This window comes from Adhaeribacter terrigena (genome assembly GCF_016623615.1).
Lineage (GTDB): Bacteria > Bacteroidota > Bacteroidia > Cytophagales > Hymenobacteraceae > Adhaeribacter_A > Adhaeribacter_A terrigena.
In genome coordinates, this window is the sequence record NZ_JAEHFX010000006.1 from 15,297 (window position 1) to 33,157 (window position 17,861).

The 17,861-nt window shown below is 47.1% G+C and carries 11 protein-coding genes; 7 read left to right on the top strand and 4 right to left on the bottom strand.

The window, feature by feature from the left end; all coding sequences use genetic code 11:
• Positions 1–79: 79 nt before the first annotated feature.
• The 4 genes from I5M27_RS12060 (at position 80) to I5M27_RS12075 (ending at position 4,035) form a co-directional block, all read left to right on the top strand.
• On the top strand, positions 80–562 hold the full coding sequence (locus I5M27_RS12060; protein ID WP_200506482.1) for a hypothetical protein: 483 nt from the start codon (positions 80–82) through the stop codon (positions 560–562).
• Between the two features lie 52 nt (positions 563–614).
• Positions 615–1,292, top strand: a complete 678-nt coding sequence (locus I5M27_RS12065) for a hypothetical protein (protein WP_200506483.1) — start codon at positions 615–617, stop codon at positions 1,290–1,292.
• A gap of 171 nt (positions 1,293–1,463) precedes the next feature.
• The gene (locus I5M27_RS12070; protein WP_200506484.1) at positions 1,464–3,023 is read left to right on the top strand and encodes a protein adenylyltransferase SelO; all 1,560 of its coding nucleotides are present in this window, start codon (positions 1,464–1,466) and stop codon (positions 3,021–3,023) included.
• A gap of 34 nt (positions 3,024–3,057) precedes the next feature.
• A complete protein-coding gene (locus tag I5M27_RS12075) occupies positions 3,058–4,035 on the top strand; it encodes a M90 family metallopeptidase (protein ID WP_200506485.1) in 978 nt (325 codons plus the stop codon).
• A 293-nt stretch (positions 4,036–4,328) separates the two neighbouring features.
• Here I5M27_RS12075 and I5M27_RS12080 read toward each other — a convergent pair whose 3' ends face one another.
• Complete coding sequence (locus I5M27_RS12080) at positions 4,329–4,835, bottom strand: Mpo1 family 2-hydroxy fatty acid dioxygenase (RefSeq protein ID WP_200506486.1); 507 nt, start codon at positions 4,833–4,835, stop codon at positions 4,329–4,331.
• A 310-nt stretch (positions 4,836–5,145) separates the two neighbouring features.
• Here I5M27_RS12080 and I5M27_RS12085 point away from each other — a divergent pair, with 310 nt between their 5' ends.
• Positions 5,146–5,811 carry a hypothetical protein gene (locus tag I5M27_RS12085; protein WP_200506487.1) on the top strand — a complete coding sequence of 222 codons (666 nt, stop codon included), beginning with the start codon at positions 5,146–5,148 and terminating at the stop codon, positions 5,809–5,811.
• A 186-nt stretch (positions 5,812–5,997) separates the two neighbouring features.
• On the opposite strand, the gene tamL is transcribed toward I5M27_RS12085, so the two are convergent.
• The 3 genes from tamL to I5M27_RS12100 all read right to left on the bottom strand — a co-directional run bounded on the left by tamL (position 5,998) and on the right by I5M27_RS12100 (position 16,311).
• A complete protein-coding gene (gene tamL, locus I5M27_RS12090) occupies positions 5,998–8,358 on the bottom strand; it encodes a translocation and assembly module lipoprotein TamL (protein WP_200506488.1) in 2,361 nt (786 codons plus the stop codon).
• A 65-nt stretch (positions 8,359–8,423) separates the two neighbouring features.
• Positions 8,424–13,700 carry a translocation/assembly module TamB domain-containing protein gene (locus I5M27_RS12095; protein WP_200506489.1) on the bottom strand — a complete coding sequence of 1,759 codons (5,277 nt, stop codon included), beginning with the start codon at positions 13,698–13,700 and terminating at the stop codon, positions 8,424–8,426.
• 247 nt (positions 13,701–13,947) lie between these two features.
• A complete protein-coding gene (locus I5M27_RS12100) occupies positions 13,948–16,311 on the bottom strand; it encodes a hypothetical protein (RefSeq protein WP_200506490.1) in 2,364 nt (787 codons plus the stop codon).
• 387 nt (positions 16,312–16,698) lie between these two features.
• Here I5M27_RS12100 and I5M27_RS12105 point away from each other — a divergent pair, with 387 nt between their 5' ends.
• Entirely contained in the window at positions 16,699–17,397 is a 699-nt protein-coding gene (locus I5M27_RS12105) for a CoA transferase subunit A (protein WP_200506491.1), read from the top strand.
• A gap of 43 nt (positions 17,398–17,440) precedes the next feature.
• Entirely contained in the window at positions 17,441–17,806 is a 366-nt protein-coding gene (locus I5M27_RS12110; protein ID WP_200506492.1) for a four helix bundle protein, read from the top strand.
• Positions 17,807–17,861 lie beyond the last annotated feature (55 nt).

A 17,861-nucleotide genomic window follows, 5' to 3' on the forward strand; every position in this document is an offset into this window, starting at 1 on the left:
TAAAACCGTGGCCCTGTTCCTACGTTAAGAAAACAGGTATTAATGCTCTCTGAATCCTGACCGAAACATCCGAAATGCTATGAAAAAATTGCTGCTTCTTGCTTCCTTTTTAAGCTTTTGTTTCCAAACGAAAGCGCAGCATTACAACAAATACTGCAATTCGGTTATTCCTTTCTGCGTGGATGTGCCCGGAAACTTTATTCGGAAGGGCGAAAGCAAAACCGGTTCCGGTCAGTATTTTAACAGTAAGGATGGCAGCCTGCTGACTATTTACGGAAGCTACAATTCGGATAACGAAAACCTGAAACAACGTTTCGACCGCGAAAAGGCCGCTTTAACCACCGATACTTCCGTAGCAAACTCTACCCAACTGCCCGTAATTGAAAAAGCTGAATTGCATGAAAACAGCTTTACCATTATTTACCAGACCAACGGCGTTACTACCAGCATTTACCGGAAGCTGAAAAATAACCTGTGGAAGAATATTGAACTGCAATACCCGGTCGCCAAAACCCCGGAATATACCGTAAAAATGCAGCGCATGATCGGGAGCTGGCAGTAACCTTTACATTCTCCGGGTTTTTGATTAGTTTGTGCTCTCCCTTTTACAATCCATGAACCGCTTCCTTTCCCAAGACGCCTCCCTGCAAATTCTTGACCGCATCCGCCAGGCAAAAATTCCTGCTACATACGACCCTGAAAAGCACCGCCTGCTCCTGCTAAATGAAGCGGGAATTGAAAGATTGGTTTTCCGGTTACCCATTACCATTCCGCCCCCCGAAAAAGACCTTACGTTGCCGGGAAAACCGGTGCATTACGTAATCCTGCTGGTACAATCCGGAAGCTGTGCGATCGGGTATTTCGAGAACGGCCTGAACCTGGATCATAAAGTAATCCGGGCGTATATGGTGCGCAAGAAGCGGGGCGTGAGCCAGATTAAACACCTGAAGACCAAAGGCAAATCCAGGGCCGGCTCCCGCGTACGCCTGGCCGAAACCGAAGAATTTTTCGACAACATCAATGAACGCTTGCAGACCTATTTTGCGGCGCATGAAATAGACCGCGTAGCCCTTAGCCTGCCCAAGATCCTGATGCCGTATTTTTACAAAGCCACCATCAAAACCCCATTTGAAAAACAAGATCCGCGCATTTTCAAGATCCCCAAACACATTCACACCCCTATTTATGAAATACTGCTGGATACGAATAAATTCCTGCAAAAAGGGGAACTGATCTGGGAAGAAAAGGAACAGGAATTGGTAGATACGCTGTTTCGGAATTCCGTAAACTGAAATCAGGGGCAATGGATAAGCTTTTGATGAAAAAGTAAGGTAACGAATTGCTACTTTTTAATAATTACCAAACGCTAAACAGTTATAAAGCCAATATCTTCAAACTCCCCTATCTGCCGTTAACTGAAGTTAACGGTTTTATAAATTTGAAAACCTTTATCTTTACCTGCTATGAAACCGATCTCTGCTCCTAATTATAAATCTGAATTCGTTACCCGTTTCCCAGGCGATGCAAGCGGCGATCTGAGGCCCCGTCAAACACCGGGCGTTCTTTACAGCAAGGCAATACCTACCCCGGTAAAACAGGTTTCGTTACTGGCCTGGTCTGAAGAACTTGCTTCGGAATTAGGCATAAAGAAACCTGAAACGCAGCAGGAAATTGACTTGCTGGGCGGCAATTTCGTAGCGGAAACCATGCAGCCGTATGCGGCCTGCTACGCGGGCCATCAGTTTGGTAACTGGGCAGGTCAGCTGGGCGATGGTCGGGCGATTACGTTGGGGGAATGGGTGGCTCTAAACCAGAAAACCTTCGAACTGCAGTTAAAAGGTGCCGGCCCAACTCCTTATTCGCGTCGGGCGGATGGAAGAGCGGTTTTGCGGTCTTCTGTCCGGGAATACCTGATGAGTGAAGCCATGCATTACCTGGGCGTGCCTACCACGCGGGCGCTCAGCCTGGTTTCTACCGGCGAAGGCATTTGGCGCGACATGTTCTATAACGGAAACCCGCAGCAGGAACCAGGTGCCGTTGTCATGCGGGTATCGGAAAGCTTTCTGCGGTTCGGGAATTTTGAAATGCTGGCTGCCCGCAAAGAACAAGAAAACCTGCGTAACCTCGCCGACTGGACCATTTCCCGGTATTTTCAGCACCTGACGGGCGAAGATAAAGTTCTGGCCTGGTTCAAGGAAGTGGTGGAACGCACGGCAACTTTAATGGCAGAATGGCTGCGGGTAGGTTTTGTGCACGGCGTAATGAATACCGACAACATGTCGGTGCTGGGTTTAACCATCGATTACGGTCCGTTTTCCTTTCTCGACGATTACGACCCGCATTTTACGCCCAATACGACCGATCTTCCCGGCCGGCGTTACGCATTCGGGCAGCAGGCAGCCATAGCTTACTGGAACCTGGGTTGCCTGGCCAGCGCCCTTGCGCCGCTTTTTACGGGCACCGAAGAACTGGTAGCATCACTTGAAAAGTATGGCGATATTTTCCTGGAAAAATATTACGCCATGATGGGCAACAAACTGGGCCTCGATGAAGTGAAACCGGAAGACAGCAACCTGATCGCGCAATTCGAAGAAACGCTTTCGGAAATTAAACCCGACATGACGATCTTCTACCAATTGCTCATCGACCTTCCGCTGGATCTTGCAGATGAAAAGACCGCCGCCGCTCATTTCCAGGAAAGTTTTTATAATGAACTCAACTCGACAGAAAGCGAAAAATTATTCACGCTGGTAAAAGCTTATTCCGAACGAATAAAACAAAACGCTATCTCCCAAGAAGAAAAAACTCAGAAGATGCGCCAGGCGAATCCGCGGTTTATTCTGCGCAATTATCTGCTGCACCAGGCCATAGAAGCCCTGGAAAGCGGCGACAATGCTTTATTCGTAAAACTGCAAGCAGCCATCAAAGAACCTTATTCCCTTAAACACGACGAATTCTTCGCAAAACGTCCGGATTGGGCGAGCCGGAAAGCCGGTTGTTCCATGCTTTCCTGTAGTTCGTAAAATAACGCAATCACCTTGTTCTGATTAGATTTGCATGGGAGGAAAAGCGCAGTCAACTGACTTTAAAACGCATTACCAAAACGAAATTAACAGCAGCTTAAAAACGGCCGGCATCCTGGCGTTCGGCGCGCTGGGGCTGGCTGGCATGCTGGTATTTTATGGAAAATCAGTGGCAGCGGTATTGCTGGGGAGCATTTGTTTTTTGCTCATTTTTATTTTTCACCGGCATTATACCCGCAATTATTATAAACGGCTGGCGGCTTTAAAAACTCCTTTCCCGCCTGCCTGGCAATCGTTTCTGGAAGAGAATTCGCTTTTCTATAATAACCTTTCGGTAGCCGACAAAATAGTTTTTAATAAGCGGGTGCAATTTTTCCTGGCCGAAAAAAAGATAGAAGGCGTTAGCACCGAGATTGACGACAACCTGAAATTACTGGTTGCTGCCAGCGCTATTATTCCCACGTTTGCCTTCCCGCTTTTTGAATACCCCAATCTGAAACAAGTGCTCATCTACCCCAATTCATTCGATCATAATTTTCAGACCGACGAAGCTGCCGACCGGGAAAACCAGGTCATTGGCGGCATGGTAGGAAACGGTTTTATGAACGGTACCCTTTTACTCTCCAAAACGGATCTGGTAAACGGGTTTCAGGGCAAAAATCCGCACAACGTTGGCATCCATGAGTTTGTGCATTTGCTGGATATGGCCGATGGCGCAATTGACGGTTTACCCGAAATATTTCTGAATAATGCCTACACGCTGCCCTGGCTCAAAGTAATTCAGGAAGAAGTGCGGAAAATAAAAACCCGCAAATCCGATATCAACCCGTATGGTCTGACGAATAATGCCGAATTTCTGGCGGTTGTGAGTGAATATTTTTTCGATAATCCGGAAAAATTCCAGGACAAACACCCGGAATTATACGAGTATTTATGTGTTATTTTTCAACAGCGGCCCGATAAACCTTCCTTGCGCTGGGTAGGAAAACTGAAGCCGCTGCCTAAGGAATAACTGCCGGTTCCTACAAAGCCAGACCAGACTTTTTCCGGTGAAAACCCTAGCGTTTTTTAAAGCGAGAATGTTTAAATGAGTGTATTATTGAATTTGAAAATTAAGCATGGGAAAGTTTTTATTGACCGTACATTTATGGTTAATGAACGTTTATGATAACGTAGAGAAAAGGCATTGCCTTGTTTCTAACCCACTTTCAGATTTCAATATTTTTATATAATTCAATTAATCTCCTTCATTTCCTCATCCCCATTCTCTCAGTCAATCATATACTAATTTCAAGTGCTGGAAAATCAATAGCGCCAGCCAAGCTTGTTAAAAACTTTGGCCCATAACCAGGCCGGACCGATGAGTAAAAACCGCAGGTCTTCCAGGAATGATGGTTTTTTGCCTTCTATTTTATGCCCGATGAACTGCCCAACCCAGGCCAGCGCAAAAATCACGAGGCATACCTGCCACATTTCGTGCCAGCTGTGCAGCCGCGCCATGCGTTCCAGAGAAATAATGCCCGCTGAAAACACCCAGATGGTAAGGATCATGGCCAGGCCGATACGAAACGATAAGCGCAGGTAATAAACGGTAGCAAAAAGAATGAGGAAAGTGGCCAGGTTGATGTAACCGTTCATTTTACCCAGAAAATTGAAATGCGGCACAGGAATGGCCCAGACCAAACCCAGTAAACTGAAGGCAATTAAAGGCACGCAAATCCAGTGTACCAAAACGTTCATCGGGTTTTGGTGGCTTTCAGCATAGCGTTCTAAATAAATCCGGAAGGGATGGTGTGATTTTTCCTGCGGCATGCTTAAAGGTACAGTTTTTCAGGTTCCGGTAAAAATTCCGCAAAAAGTATCAGGCCTGAAAAAACCTTCCGGCCAGTCTGATAGTTAACGAAACAGCAACTGCTACGGCACTTTTTGCATGAATACTTGTACGTTTTAAACAGCTTTTAGCCTTTTCCGAAGATTGGAATAATAATTGCAGCCCCGGGAAGTTTTACCTGCGTAGCCGATGCGCATCCATACGGTTTGATGTTCAGAAAGAATATTTTATCTTTAGAGTATCGCATAACCTGCGGGAGCCACAGGCGCAACATTTTAATTCATTCTCCCCATGAAGAAAACCTTATTATCGCTGGGCTTAATTTTATCGCTCATGAGTGTAACACAGGCGCAAAATCCCCCTTCTGCCGGGCCGGTTACCAATTCGTTACAAGACCAGTTCTCCAAACTGAACAGTAAATCTAATAATTACCGCGAAGGGAACCGGGCTTTTAAAGTTATAGAGGTCAGCCAGCTGAATGCTTTCTGGAACGGGGTACTGGGAACGGTTAAAAACCACGAAGCGGAACTGCTGAAAGGCGGAAAAAATACGCATGCCGCCCTGGAGCAGGCTAATGCCACCATTGCCGCGCAAACCCAGCAGATAGCAGCCCTGAAAAAAGACAATGCTCTGAAAGATAAAGCCGTGCAGCAGAATGCATACGAAGTAGATAATATTTTTGTGCTGGGCGTGGGCATTAACAAGCAATTCTTCTTAATCTTATCTTTGGCGCTTATTACGGGGTTGGTGATCCTGGCAATCGTGATTATGTCGCTTTACAAGAAAAGCAAAAAAGTTACCGACGAAAAGATCCAGGCATTCCGGGAAATAGACCAGGAATTCAACGATTATAAAAAAGCGGCCCGCGAACGCGAACTTAAAATTAAACGCGAGCTGCAAACCGAAATGAACAGCAAAGAAGAAATGCGCCAGAAACTGGCTTTACTGCAGAAATAAAAAAGCTGCTCTCCAAAAAGCAACGATAATTTTTTCGGAGAGCTTTCAGGTAAATTCAATTTGATATTTAAGCAAAAAAGTGCCCTGCGGAAGCCCGGCACTTTTTTGCTTTAAAACCCTAGCGTTTTTTTATTGATTAGTGATTAATCATTAGTAAATAGCAATTACCAATCAACAATCTACAATCTAAAACGGATACCCGATGGCGATGTTGATTACCATATCTTTGGTTGGCGGCGGAATTTTGAGTACGGTCTGTTCGCCCAAAGCTTCGTAAGGTGCGCGCACCGGGATGCCAAAATCGAAGCGGAACACCACTACCTGCGCGTTGATGCGGAAACCAAAACCGGTACCAATTGCCAGCTGGTTAAAAAATTTATTGAGGTGGAATTCGGCGCCTGGTTTATCGGGCGTTGGCGAAGAAAGCCATATATTACCCGCATCCACAAACAAGGCCCCTTCCAGGTATGGCGCAATTAACTTAAAACGGTACTCAATATTGGCTTCAAACTTGATGTCGCCGCTTTGGTCGAAAAAGCCGGAATTGGTGGTATCGCGGAAAACGCCCGGCCCTACCGAACGCGCCCGGAACGCCCGGATGCTGTTGCTGCCCCCAATAAAATATTGCTTGATGTAAGGCAGCGTACTGGAGTTTCCGTATGGCAAACCAAGCCCGGTAATGATGCGCGTAGCCAGCGTAGATTTGGAAGCAAACGTGTGGTAATACCGGAAATCAAGATCAAGTTTGGTGTATTGGGAATACGGCTGTCCCATGATCTCGATCGGTTCGCCGGTAGATTTTCCGAAACCACCCGTAAGCAAACCTACCAGGTTCCCAGAACCTTCAATAATACCGTTGAAATAATAATTATCGTTGCGGCCGGGAATTAACTGCGTGTTGTAAGTATAAGAATAAAGCGAGCCGATAATAAACTGTTCCTGAAAACTCTGGGCCAGGTAGCGGTTTTGAGCGAGCAATTCCTCAAACGCCGGCGTCTGGTTCATTAACTTGGTAAGTTGCACGTTAATCGGAGTTACTTCGTGGGTTACGGTTTTGCGCGGCTTCCAGATATAGCTGTAGCTGGCCAGGTACCCGTTGAGCATGTAATAATTGGTGCGGTTCTGATAATCATAACCCAACCGGAAACGGGTTTTCGGAACAAATTCAGAGCGTAAATTCCGGATCTTGAAAGGCGTTATGAATCGGGGCACATAAAGATCAGCGGTAAGGCCAAGCTCTACGGAATTAAGTGCCTGGTTGAGGCCTGAATCGGAAGAGTTGCGTTTCGACACCTGGCTTTCCTGTCCGGCACGCAAGGTGAGCACAAAAGATTCGGCACCTCTCATAAAATTACGGTGCCGGTAACTGAAATTAATGCCGGGCCCGGCAAAGCCATTGGTTTTGGCCGTTGTTTCCAATTCCACCCGAAACGATTGATTCATCATGGGTACTAACCGCAAAGCTGCATTCAATTCTCCTTTTGTAGAATCACCTTCGGTAAAATTCACGTCTACGAACTTGAAAAGACCTAAGCCCATAATGCGGCTCAGGGTTAAAGCATGGTCCTGGCGGGCGTATAATTTGCCGGGTTCCAGGAAAACGGAAGAAAGTAAATGGCGCGCCCGCAGGGAATTTTCGTCCGGGTAATACCGGTAGCCGCGAATAACTACCGGCGGTTTCATGGGAATGGTATCGTAACCGATGGTATAATCGCTGTAAATAATTACGCTTTTAACGGTATAGGGGCGGCGGGCTTTTTCGGGCGTGCCGGGTTTTAGCTGCACGTACAGTTTTATGGTGTGATCTTTATAAGAACTATCGGCTTTAAAAAGCAAAAAATCAGGTCCGAAATAGTAATAACCGTTATTTTTCAGAATGGAATCAATCCGCTGCCGTTCTTCTATCAGTCTGTTTAAATTGTAGATCTGGCCGGGTTTTAAGCGCGTGCCGGGGGCCGTAGCGGCAATATCTTTGTGGATCTGGGTTTGCGACGAATCCCCGGTCGGGAAAATAACTTCGGAAATGCGGTACGGTTTAGCTAGTACGGCCGTGTAAACCACGCTCACCGACTTTTTCCGTTTGGTTTCCTTTACTTCAATCCGCGAATTGAAAAAGCCGTTGTTGTTCAGCCGGTTCACCATCAGGTCGGTCACTTTGCGGTTATTCACCGAATCGTAATAGATCGGGTGTTCGCCGATGCTGTGGGCCAGGAAATTCTTAAACCCTTTTTCGCGCTTCGGTTCGCCTACCAGGTTATGAAAAGCCAGCTTGGGCCTCACGCCTAAAAACGACAGATTGGGCTTGGGCGTGATCACGGCTTCGAGCTGCGGCAGCAACCTTTTTTCAGCCCGCCGGGGAATGCGTTCGTCCGATTTTAGCTTTACGGTGGCTCCGGTATACAATTGTTTACCGGCTGGTAATTTGCTGGTACCGGTGCAACTGTTCAGGAAGAAAACGCACCCGCAAACGGCTATAATTTGCAGCAAACGGGCAGGCAAACGGTAGGGTTTTCGGGTGAAAAAGTATGCAGGATATTTAAAATCCATAAGTAGTTTATGCGGCTAATATTATTTTTCATTCCAGACTTTTCGGGCCTGAAAGCATAGCGTTTTTAATTCTTTTGTTGCCGGGCTTTTTCCTGGGCTTTGGAAATTTTGCGGAACAGATCAACAAAATCGTTGAAATCGCGCTGATAAACCAGCGCTACGCCTGTTTCCTGCAATTGCGTTTCAGTCAGCATTTCGTATGCCGGATGCTGGAAGCCCCTTACGCGCAAACGGCCATCCGGAAGGATCAGGTATTCTACTGAAAAATCTCCGGCAAAACCACTGTTGTTCGCCGGCCGGTTCGCCGGACTTTCGCCTTCCAGGCCAATATCAGTACCCACCCGGAAAATGAGGCGGTCGTTAAGTAATTGCTGCCGTACGGCTACGTTCAGATCGGTGCGGTTGCGGGCATCGCCGGTAGAATAATCCTGGTAGGCATTTAAACCCAGCTCCAGCCCTAAACCGCCCGCATATTTGTTGGTGAGCTGGTTTAGTTGTTCTCCCAAAGCCGCGCTTAAACTGGCGCGGGCTGTTTCCTGCAAGCCGCCGCCGGAAGATTGCAACGGATCGGGCGCCATGAAGCGGCCCAGCACGATGAGGGAGAAAACCTGCTTGTTCATTTCCGAAGGTTCGGATCGCAGCATTTGCAAGCGCTGGTCTATCTGCCCCGAAAAGGCGCCCCGCTCCTCTTCCGGTAATCTTATATCGAACGTAATATCGGGTTTGAGCATGTTGCCGTTCAGATTTACATAAACCAGGAAAGGCAATTGCTGGCGGTATTTGTTTTGTTCGGAGCCCGTTTCGCCGGCAATCTGTTCGGCCACGAGCTCCCGCACCGGCGCCTTCACATCGTAAATAGCCCGGATATCGAGGTTGGCATCCAGCGGATCGCCGTACCAGATGATGCTACTGCCCGGATCGATGCGCAATTCGCGGCTGGCAATGTCGTAGAAATAAAGTTTATACAAGCCCTCTTTTACGTCGTAACGGCCGGTTAGCGTAATGTTGCCGGCAGGGTCCATACCGGCGTTGAGCGTTCCGTTGCCGGTAACTTCCAGTCGGTCGCCGGTGGTTTCATCAATAATTACCGTGAATTTGCTTTTATCGGTTATCGCCACGTTGGCATGGGCATCTATCCCGGTCAGGGCCATTTCCTGGGTTGAATCCTGACGTTCTTCGCTCAGAGTGGAGTTTGGCCGGCGCCGGCGGTGCATGTTCACGAACTGAACTATGCCCTCCTGCTCCTGCTTCGAAACGGCTTCAGCCGGCACCACAATGGTTAAAGCCGAACCATCTACCACGGTTACATCGGCGGTTACGACCGGTAAATTCAAATTGCCGCGCACTTTTATGTTGCTGTCCACCACCATGCGGCCGTAGTACAGTTTATAATCGGCGGCGGTAGAATTCAGAAGCAGAAAGTCTTCGGTTACGGCATCGAGGCTAAAGCGGAAATCGGTATAGTTCTGGGTGAAAATGGTGCCGTTCACTACCGCTTTGTTGTTCATGGAATCGAGCAGGGTAAAGTTGCTGAAATTCAGGCCGCGCTCATCGAACACGATCTGCTGGTTCTGCAAGCGGTACGTAGCATCGTACATGGCAATGGCAAAGGTAGCGTTATCGAAATTAGCCGTGCCGCGAATATTGGGTTGCTGCACGGTGCCCGTAATATTGAAATTTCCGGAAAGGTTGCCGCCCGTATTTTTAAGCTGCCCCTGCGATAGCCCTTGCGCAATGGCAAGGTTCAGGGATTGAATATTGGCCGTTAAATTCAAAGCATTGGAAGTGCCCTGTGCTACGTAAGAACCGCTTAAACTTGCATTGTTGCCGTTGCCGGTAAGCGTTGCCTGCAGGTTGTAACGGTTACCCGAAGTATTCTCGGCCTGCAGAGCAAGATCGCCAATCGGAACGCCGGTATATGCCAGGTTCGTAATAGTAGCATTGGCGCTGATGCCCATAGTGTTCATGATATCGCGGATAACCAAAGTACCGTTCACGTTTCCGGCAATTAAGCTGTCGTTGCGCTCAACAACCCGCGAAACGTTGGCCAGATCGAAATCGGTGAACCGGACTTCCAGCGGCGCATTGGAGGTATTGGTGCCGAGGCTGTTGAGCGTTAAAGCGCTGCCATTTTTATCAAGGCGCACGTTGCTGGCATAAATATTTCCGTTCTGATACTGAATATAATTGTCGCCGGAAACATTCCATTGTTCTTTGTTCAGCACCACTTCGCCGGGGGTAAAACTAAAACGATAGCCGTTAGGAATTACGCTCATTACGCCGCCTAAACCAAAGCGGGTGGCACCGTTATCTTCGGCAATTCTCAGGTTGGTACCCAGCGTATTATTTTTAATATCTCCCGCCAGCGAAACGTTCTTTATCTGCAAGGTAGAATCTATCAGTTCTTCGAAAGCCACGTTATAACCGATCTTTTCCGCATCGCCGCGCACCTGTAGTTTGGTGCTATCGATGGTGTAATCCATGTAAACGATCCGTGGCAGATTCGCATCCATTTTCAGCTCCATGCCGGTGGTATTATAAGAACCGCTGATCTTGCCCGGACGCACGCGTTTTAAACCCGGAACGAAAGCGGTAAAAATTCGCGGCCGTTTCAGATCGAAATTGAAGTCAAAATTCTGCAGCGTAACGTTGGCCGGATACGGCGCATCCTGAATGTTAAAATACGCATCAATGTGTTTGGGTAAGGCAACGGCCAGGTCTGAAACGCTATTGTTTCCGCGGAAAAAACCCGTTACAATATCCGACTGAATAGCAATATCGGTTTTGCCCAAACTGTTATTGAGTTGGATGGCCACGGTATCGGCGCGGTAATTCCGGCGGGCTTTCTGCAAGTGTAAATTGCTGATGTTCACGGTGCCCTTCATTTCATCGGGCGAAGCGCCTTGCAGATCGGCCACAACCAATCCGGAAACTTTAATGTCTTCGGAATACAGATTGAGGGCTTTGAGATTGGCGCCATCTAAATTCAAAGTAGCTTTATAAGTAGGCGGCGTGCCGGCGAGATTGAAATTGCCATCGAGGTTGAAGGCCAGGTTGCCGTCTTTCATGTTGCCGCTCACGGTATAATTCTGCCGGTCAATATTTCCTTTCAGGCTGATGTTGTTGTAGGCGTATTGGTTATACTCAAACTTCTGAATATCGGCATCGAACGTAGCGCGCATGGTTTCCGGCATTAAACCGGTTCCGGAGAAAGTGACTTTCCCGGTCGTTTTCCCTAGCGTTTGTTCCTGTTTCAGCAACTTGCCCAGGTCCAATTCCGCAAGGTTGGCCGTACCGGAAAATTGCTCACCGGGCTTCATGGAAATGTTGGCAACGGCATTTCCAAAGGAAGTTTTAATGTTGGCGTTAGATGTAAAATTTTGCAGCGTACCGTTAAACTTCCCGCTCAGCTGCATTTTTTCCGGCAACTGAATATCGGGTGGAATGGTACCTTTCGGCAAAATTTCCTGCAAAGCTGTTCGGGTGGAAGTAAAGTTATTCACGTCCAGGTTCAGGCGCATTCTATTCGGATCGGAGGCATTCTGAACGGTACCGGAAACCGCTAAAAAAGTACCTCCGGAAGCGGCTGCTTTAAAATTCTGCAAATTCAGGTTATCCATGTTCCCGCGGATGTGGCCGGAAATGGTCATGCGCTGCGGCAGCGTAATGTCTTTGGGAATGGTATTGGGCGGCAACAAAGCTAAAAGATCGGTGCGCGTAGTGGTAAATTCGTTTACCTGCAGGTTCAGTGTGCCTTTTTCAATATTGGTCATTTCCTTGATGTTGCCGCTCACGTTTATGCTGGTACCGGCCAGGCCTTTCACCCGAAGGTTTTCAGCATTCAGGTCGTTTACCTTGCCGTACAAACGTCCATCGATGGTCAGGCTGCGGCCTGCAATTTTTCGGAACGAAGGATTATCAGCCAGGTACGGGGCAAAATACAGAATATCCTGCGCGCCAATGGTCGAGTTTTCCAGGTCGGCATTGATGGTAAGTTGATCGACGTTATCGGCAATGGTTGAAAGCGACGGATATGCCAGGGAAAATTCGGGCTTCAAATGGCTGTGACCGGTTTTCAGATCGAAATTCCGGAGTGAGGCCTGCTTCGATTCCACGTTCACATCGGCCTGGAAATTGGTGATCTTAAAGCCGCTTTTTTCCTGCAATTGCAACTGCTGAAGATCGGCCGAAATTTTGTTCTGGCTGTAGTACAGGTTTTTGAGGTCTACGTTTATGCCGGTAAATTTCAGGTGGTTAAAATCCATGCCTTTGCTCGTTTCCGGGGTGTTGAAATTCCCGAAATCGAAGTTCACGTTCTGCACCTTCATATCGCCGAGCGTAACGACCCAGTTCACCGGTTTTCCCTGGTGCTTTTCGGCGGCACTGTCGAGTTTAGCAGCCGTTACGACGGGGTTTACCGCCAGGGAATCTACAGGTGTGGCTTTATCCTGAAAATATGCTACGGCCGAATTTTGCAGATCGAATTTAGAAAGATCGATGCGGGCATTTTTCAGGTCGATATTTTTAGCGGCAAGCTCGGCAGTTCCTACATCCAGCATAATACGCTGGGCCGCCGGTTTGTTTTCGTAATTGAATTTCACCTGTTTCAAAGCCAGGTTCTGAAAACCAATATCAAGGGCAATGGAATCGGAAGAAGTTTCAGGGATTTTGGTTTGAATATAATTGGCAGCGCTGTTTTCAATCCGGCCTTTTCCGAGGCGGTAAACCGCATTTTCCGGGTCAAATTCTTCCATGGAAACCTGCAGCAACCCGACTTTGGCTTTAATATTATTACCGCCCACGGCATCGTTCATGGTGAAACGCACATTGTTGAGTTCCACCACGCCAATGTTGTAGGTAAAACCGGCAGCGGTATCGGCGGGTTGGGCCATCGCGGTATCGGTGGCAAAAGCCTCCAGAATGAAATCGAAGTTATAAACACTGTCCGGCATAGTGGAACTGATGTTCAGCACGGCATTGTCGAGGCGCGCGGAACCCAGGTCAATTTTTCCGTTAAGCAACCCGAAAATATTGAGGTCCAGGCCCAGCCGTTCGGCATAAACCAAGGTGTCTTTTTTCTGATCTTCGAGGTAGATCTCTTTCAGCACAATGCTGTTGCGCCAGTCGGTGGTAAAGCCGCCGATCGAGACTTTCGTTTTGAGGGTTTCGGCCAGGTAATTGGTTGCTTTTTGGGCGGTAAATTGCTGCACCGCCGGAATTTGCAGGGCAATAACAATCACCAGGATCAAAGCAACGGGAATTGCCAGGATCCAGAGCAGGACCAGTAAAATGCGCCGGGAAGTTTTATGAGGAGTAGTAATAATGCCAGTTTTTTTGTTCAACAGAATTAAATCATGCTTTCTACGGAAAAACCGGACAGAAGATAGTTTTTTAGCTATTTTTCCTACCGTTTTTTCTGAAACAAAATGCTGCTGCTTTCAAAAATCTTTGTGCTCTTACTTTTCAGGCAGAAAACGCTACCGTTTTTGCACCAAAAACTTAAGTTTTTTTGGATCATTTCTGCGCTTCATTTACTTTTATAATACTGCAATTCCTTAATCCTATAATAAACCTGCCGGCCGGCAAAATTTACTGTTTTTGCGCTTCTTCCCGCTTTTTCTTTTTCCTTAAGAATTTCGGAATGATCTTTTTCGGTTCTATCTTTTTGGGGATAAAACGGGTTGGGTCGGCTTTTTTCAGATTGATATTCCCGGGCTTAATTTTCTTCAGTTTGTGGCCCAGCCCCTGCAACGCCGCATTGGCCAGGTTACCATTCAGTTTATAAATTTTCTCGTTCAGGTTTCCTTCCAGCCGAATGTTGCGGTAAGTATCTTTCCGGTACACAAACTTTTTCACGTTGGCATCATAGTGCAAAACCATGGTTTGCACTTTAAAACCTTTGCCTTTAAAATCGGCACTACCGGTGGCAGGGCCCAACATGTTTTCCAGCTTCAGCAACTTGCCCAGATCAAAATTATCGAGGCTGATATGGCCGGCAAAACGCTGCACCGGTTCTATCTTTACGTTGGCAAATACGTTTCCGAAAGTGGTTCTAAAATGGCCGTTTACAGCAAAATGCTGCAGCGAACTCCCCTGGTAGGTGCCCGCAAACTGTACATTTTCCGGCAGCTGCACTTCCGGCGTAATGGCTCCGGGGGGTAGCATATTCAACAATCCCTGCCGGCTAACCACCAGTTTTTTTACCTGCAGATCAACATGCTTTTTCCCCACTGGTCCGGTTACGTTGCCATTGGTTTGTAAAACCAGCCCGTTGGAGCCGGTTATGTATAGGTTTTGGAAACTGAGTTTATTGACCTGGTTTTGTAAGTTACCGGTTAAAGAAAGCTGATCCGGAAATCTGAATTTTGGAGCCGATTTACCATTGGCCATGATCACGTTCAAATCCTTTCGGTTGGTGTTGAGTTTGCGGATCTGTAACCGGAGGGAACGGCTGTTTTCCAGTTGTATATCTTTCACTTGTCCGCTGAAAAGCATGTGAGTGCCGGTCCAGCCTTTTAAGGTGAAATGCTGAAACTGCAGATCGCGGACGTGCCCGGAAACGCGGCCGTTAAGCAAAAGCAAATTGTTTCCGAGTTTCCGGTAAAAAGGTTTTCCGGCCAGGTCTGGGGCTAGAAACAACAGATCCCGTGGGGAAAAACGGGCATTGTGCAGCTGGGCTGTGAACGTGGTTTTGATCCCGGTTATCTTTCTTAAAGGCGCAAATTTCACGTCAATGACCGCCCTGATCTGCGAGTTATTGGTCTTGAGAATTACTTCTTTCAGTTCCAGAAAGTCGGTTCCAGCTTTTACATTTCCCTGCAGATTTTTTACCCGGAAACCGCTTTTCTCGAGCAGCTGCAGCGCATCTACAATGCCGGAAACCCGGCTCTGGCTGTAATACAGATTGGAAAGTTTGAGATCTGTATTTTTTAAAAACAAATGGTTGAAATCAATTCCTCTTTTTAAAGCTGGCGCATTCAGGTCGTGGTATTGAAAGTTTAAATTTTGAAAATTTGCATCATGCAACCAGATGGCCCAATCCTGCTTTTTCTTCGGAACAGGTTTTACGAGAGATTCCTGTTGAATAGTATCGGTTTTGAGCAAAGGCTCAGCGGGCTTTAGTTTATAATATTGAATGTCGGCATTTTCGAAAGTAAATTTACTCAGGTCGGCCCGGGCATTTTCCAGCGCAATTTTATCGGCTTTCAATGCTGCCTTACCAACTTTCATAGTCAGGCGACGGGCTATTGTTTCATCCCGCAAGTCAATTTTAAGGTTTCCCAGGTTAATTTTTCTGAAAGTAAAATCATGTCCGGCGTCCTGTTCAATTTTTCCGGGCCTTTTGGTTTTGCGCCAGCTTAAATTGCTGTTCTGCAGCTGCATGTTGCCTAATTCGTAAGTTTTGGTTTGCGTTTCGAAGGCATCGGCGTGCATCGTAAATTTTCCGATCCGGGCCGTGCCGAAATTTCCGCGAACCGGATCGGTTAATTGCAAACGCAGATTTTGCAGCTGCAAACTCACTATATTCAAACTAAAGGAAGAAGATGAATCGGTTTTGCCCGAACCCGAAAACGCTTCACCGATAAAACTGAAATTATAACTGCTGTCGGCCAGGTTCGAATAAATGCGCAGGCTTCCGTCGTCTATTTTAACCGACCGGATCTTCAGCCGGTTTGAAGTAGTGCCCAGAATATTGAAATCCAGCCCCAGGCGGCCGGCATATAGCAGGGTGTCATTTTGTTGGTCTTCTATGTAAATTTCCTTCAACACAACACTGTTGCGCCAGTCGGTGGTAAATCGCCCGATCGTAACCCGGGTTTTTAGTTTGGCCGACAGGAATGCCGTAGCTTTTTGCGCCGTAAAGGTTTGTACGGCCGGAATCTGAAAACCAATACCGATCAGCAGGACCAACAGCAGGATCAGCCCGTTCAGCCAAAGCAGTATTTCCAGCAACAGCAACGATTTTTTCCCGATGTTTTTAATTGTTTCTGAAGATTAAAGTCCCGCTCTAAAAACAATTATCTTCCGAAATGTTCTTTACCGCCGGTTAAATCAGCTTAAAAGGCATTTATGGCAGACGTCCTAAACGTTTCTCTTTAAGCATGTTTTACGATCTGGTTATCCGGCAATAGACCGAAAGAACATTTAAGTTGCCCTGGCCATAGAACCTGCGGGAATATTCTAAGCAATAAAAAGCGCATTACTTTTAAAGCGTTCAGACTTTTCAGGGCCAGAACCATACCGTTTTTTGAAAAGTCCGGCTTCCAATTAAAACTGCAATTCCTTTAGAATTTACCAAATTCCTTTAACTTCGCTGCTGAAACTGATTTCCTTTGAACTATGATCAATAAAGTTGTAAAAGACGCGGCGGAAGCCTGTAAAGGCATCGAAGATGGCATGACGCTGATGCTGGGCGGCTTCGGCTTATGCGGCATCCCCGAAAATTCGATCCAGGAACTGCTGCGATTGGGCGTTAAAAACCTGACCTGCATTTCGAACAATGCCGGCGTAGACGATTTTGGCATCGGCCTGCTGCTGCAGCAAAAACAGGTAAAGAAAATGATCTCCAGCTACGTAGGCGAAAACGCCGAATTCGAACGGCAGCTGCTTACCGGCGAGCTGGAAGTGGACCTGATCCCGCAGGGTACACTGGCGGAAAGAATCCGCGCGGGCGGGGCTGGTATTCCGGCATTTTACACCCCGGCCGGTTACGGCACCGAAGTGGGCGAAGGCAAGGAAGCCAAGGAATTCAACGGCAAAATGTATTTGCTGGAAGAGTGGCTGAAAGCGGATTTCGCGATCGTAAAAGCCTGGAAAGGCGACACGGCCGGTAACCTGATCTACAAAGGAACGGCCCGCAATTTCAACCCGATGATGGCCACGGCCGGAAAAATCACCATTGCCGAAGTAGAAGAACTCGTACCTGCCGGCGAACTCGACCCGAATATGATCCATACGCCAGGCATTTTCGTGCAGCGCATTTTCCAGGGCAAAGCCTACGAGAAACGCATTGAGCAACGGACGGTACGCACGGTTTAATGTGCTGATTTTTTAATGTGGTAATGTGCTATTTTTTGACTTTATGGAAGAAATAAAGCCTCCCGGAAGTTCTGAAAATGCGATTGTAAATAAATCCTTTCAATTTGCATTAACGATTATTCAATTTGCAGATTCGCTGGAAAGCGAACGGAAATATATAATCGCTAATCAATTGCTTAAAAGTGGTACATCCGTTGGAGCAAATATCTGGGAAGCCCAGCATGCAGAAAGCAAAGCTGATTTCATTCATAAACTAAAAATTGCGTCGAAGGAAGCGAAAGAAACGGAATATTGGCTCCTGCTTTGTAAGAGCAGCTCCGGCTATCCGGAAATTTCTGATAAACTGGATAAATTACTTGAAATTCAAAAGTTACTTTCGCGCATCATTCATAGCAGTAAGAAAAGCTGACAGACACATTAAAAAATTAACACATTCAAAAGTATAGAATGCATTAACACATTAG

Excerpts from the sequence above, each read along its gene's own strand:
- I5M27_RS12105 (WP_200506491.1), top strand. The coding sequence starts at position 16,699 with ATGATCAATAAAGTTGTAAAAGACGCGGCGGAAGCCTGTAAAGGCATC.
- I5M27_RS12080 (WP_200506486.1), bottom strand. The coding sequence starts at position 4,835 with ATGCCGCAGGAAAAATCACACCATCCCTTCCGGATTTATTTAGAACGC.
- I5M27_RS12110 (WP_200506492.1), top strand. The coding sequence starts at position 17,441 with ATGGAAGAAATAAAGCCTCCCGGAAGTTCTGAAAATGCGATTGTAAAT.
- I5M27_RS12070 (WP_200506484.1), top strand. The coding sequence starts at position 1,464 with ATGAAACCGATCTCTGCTCCTAATTATAAATCTGAATTCGTTACCCGT.
- tamL (WP_200506488.1), bottom strand. The coding sequence starts at position 8,358 with ATGGATTTTAAATATCCTGCATACTTTTTCACCCGAAAACCCTACCGT.
- I5M27_RS12060 (WP_200506482.1), top strand. The coding sequence starts at position 80 with ATGAAAAAATTGCTGCTTCTTGCTTCCTTTTTAAGCTTTTGTTTCCAA.
- I5M27_RS12085 (WP_200506487.1), top strand. The coding sequence starts at position 5,146 with ATGAAGAAAACCTTATTATCGCTGGGCTTAATTTTATCGCTCATGAGT.
- I5M27_RS12075 (WP_200506485.1), top strand. The coding sequence starts at position 3,058 with ATGGGAGGAAAAGCGCAGTCAACTGACTTTAAAACGCATTACCAAAAC.
- I5M27_RS12065 (WP_200506483.1), top strand. The coding sequence starts at position 615 with ATGAACCGCTTCCTTTCCCAAGACGCCTCCCTGCAAATTCTTGACCGC.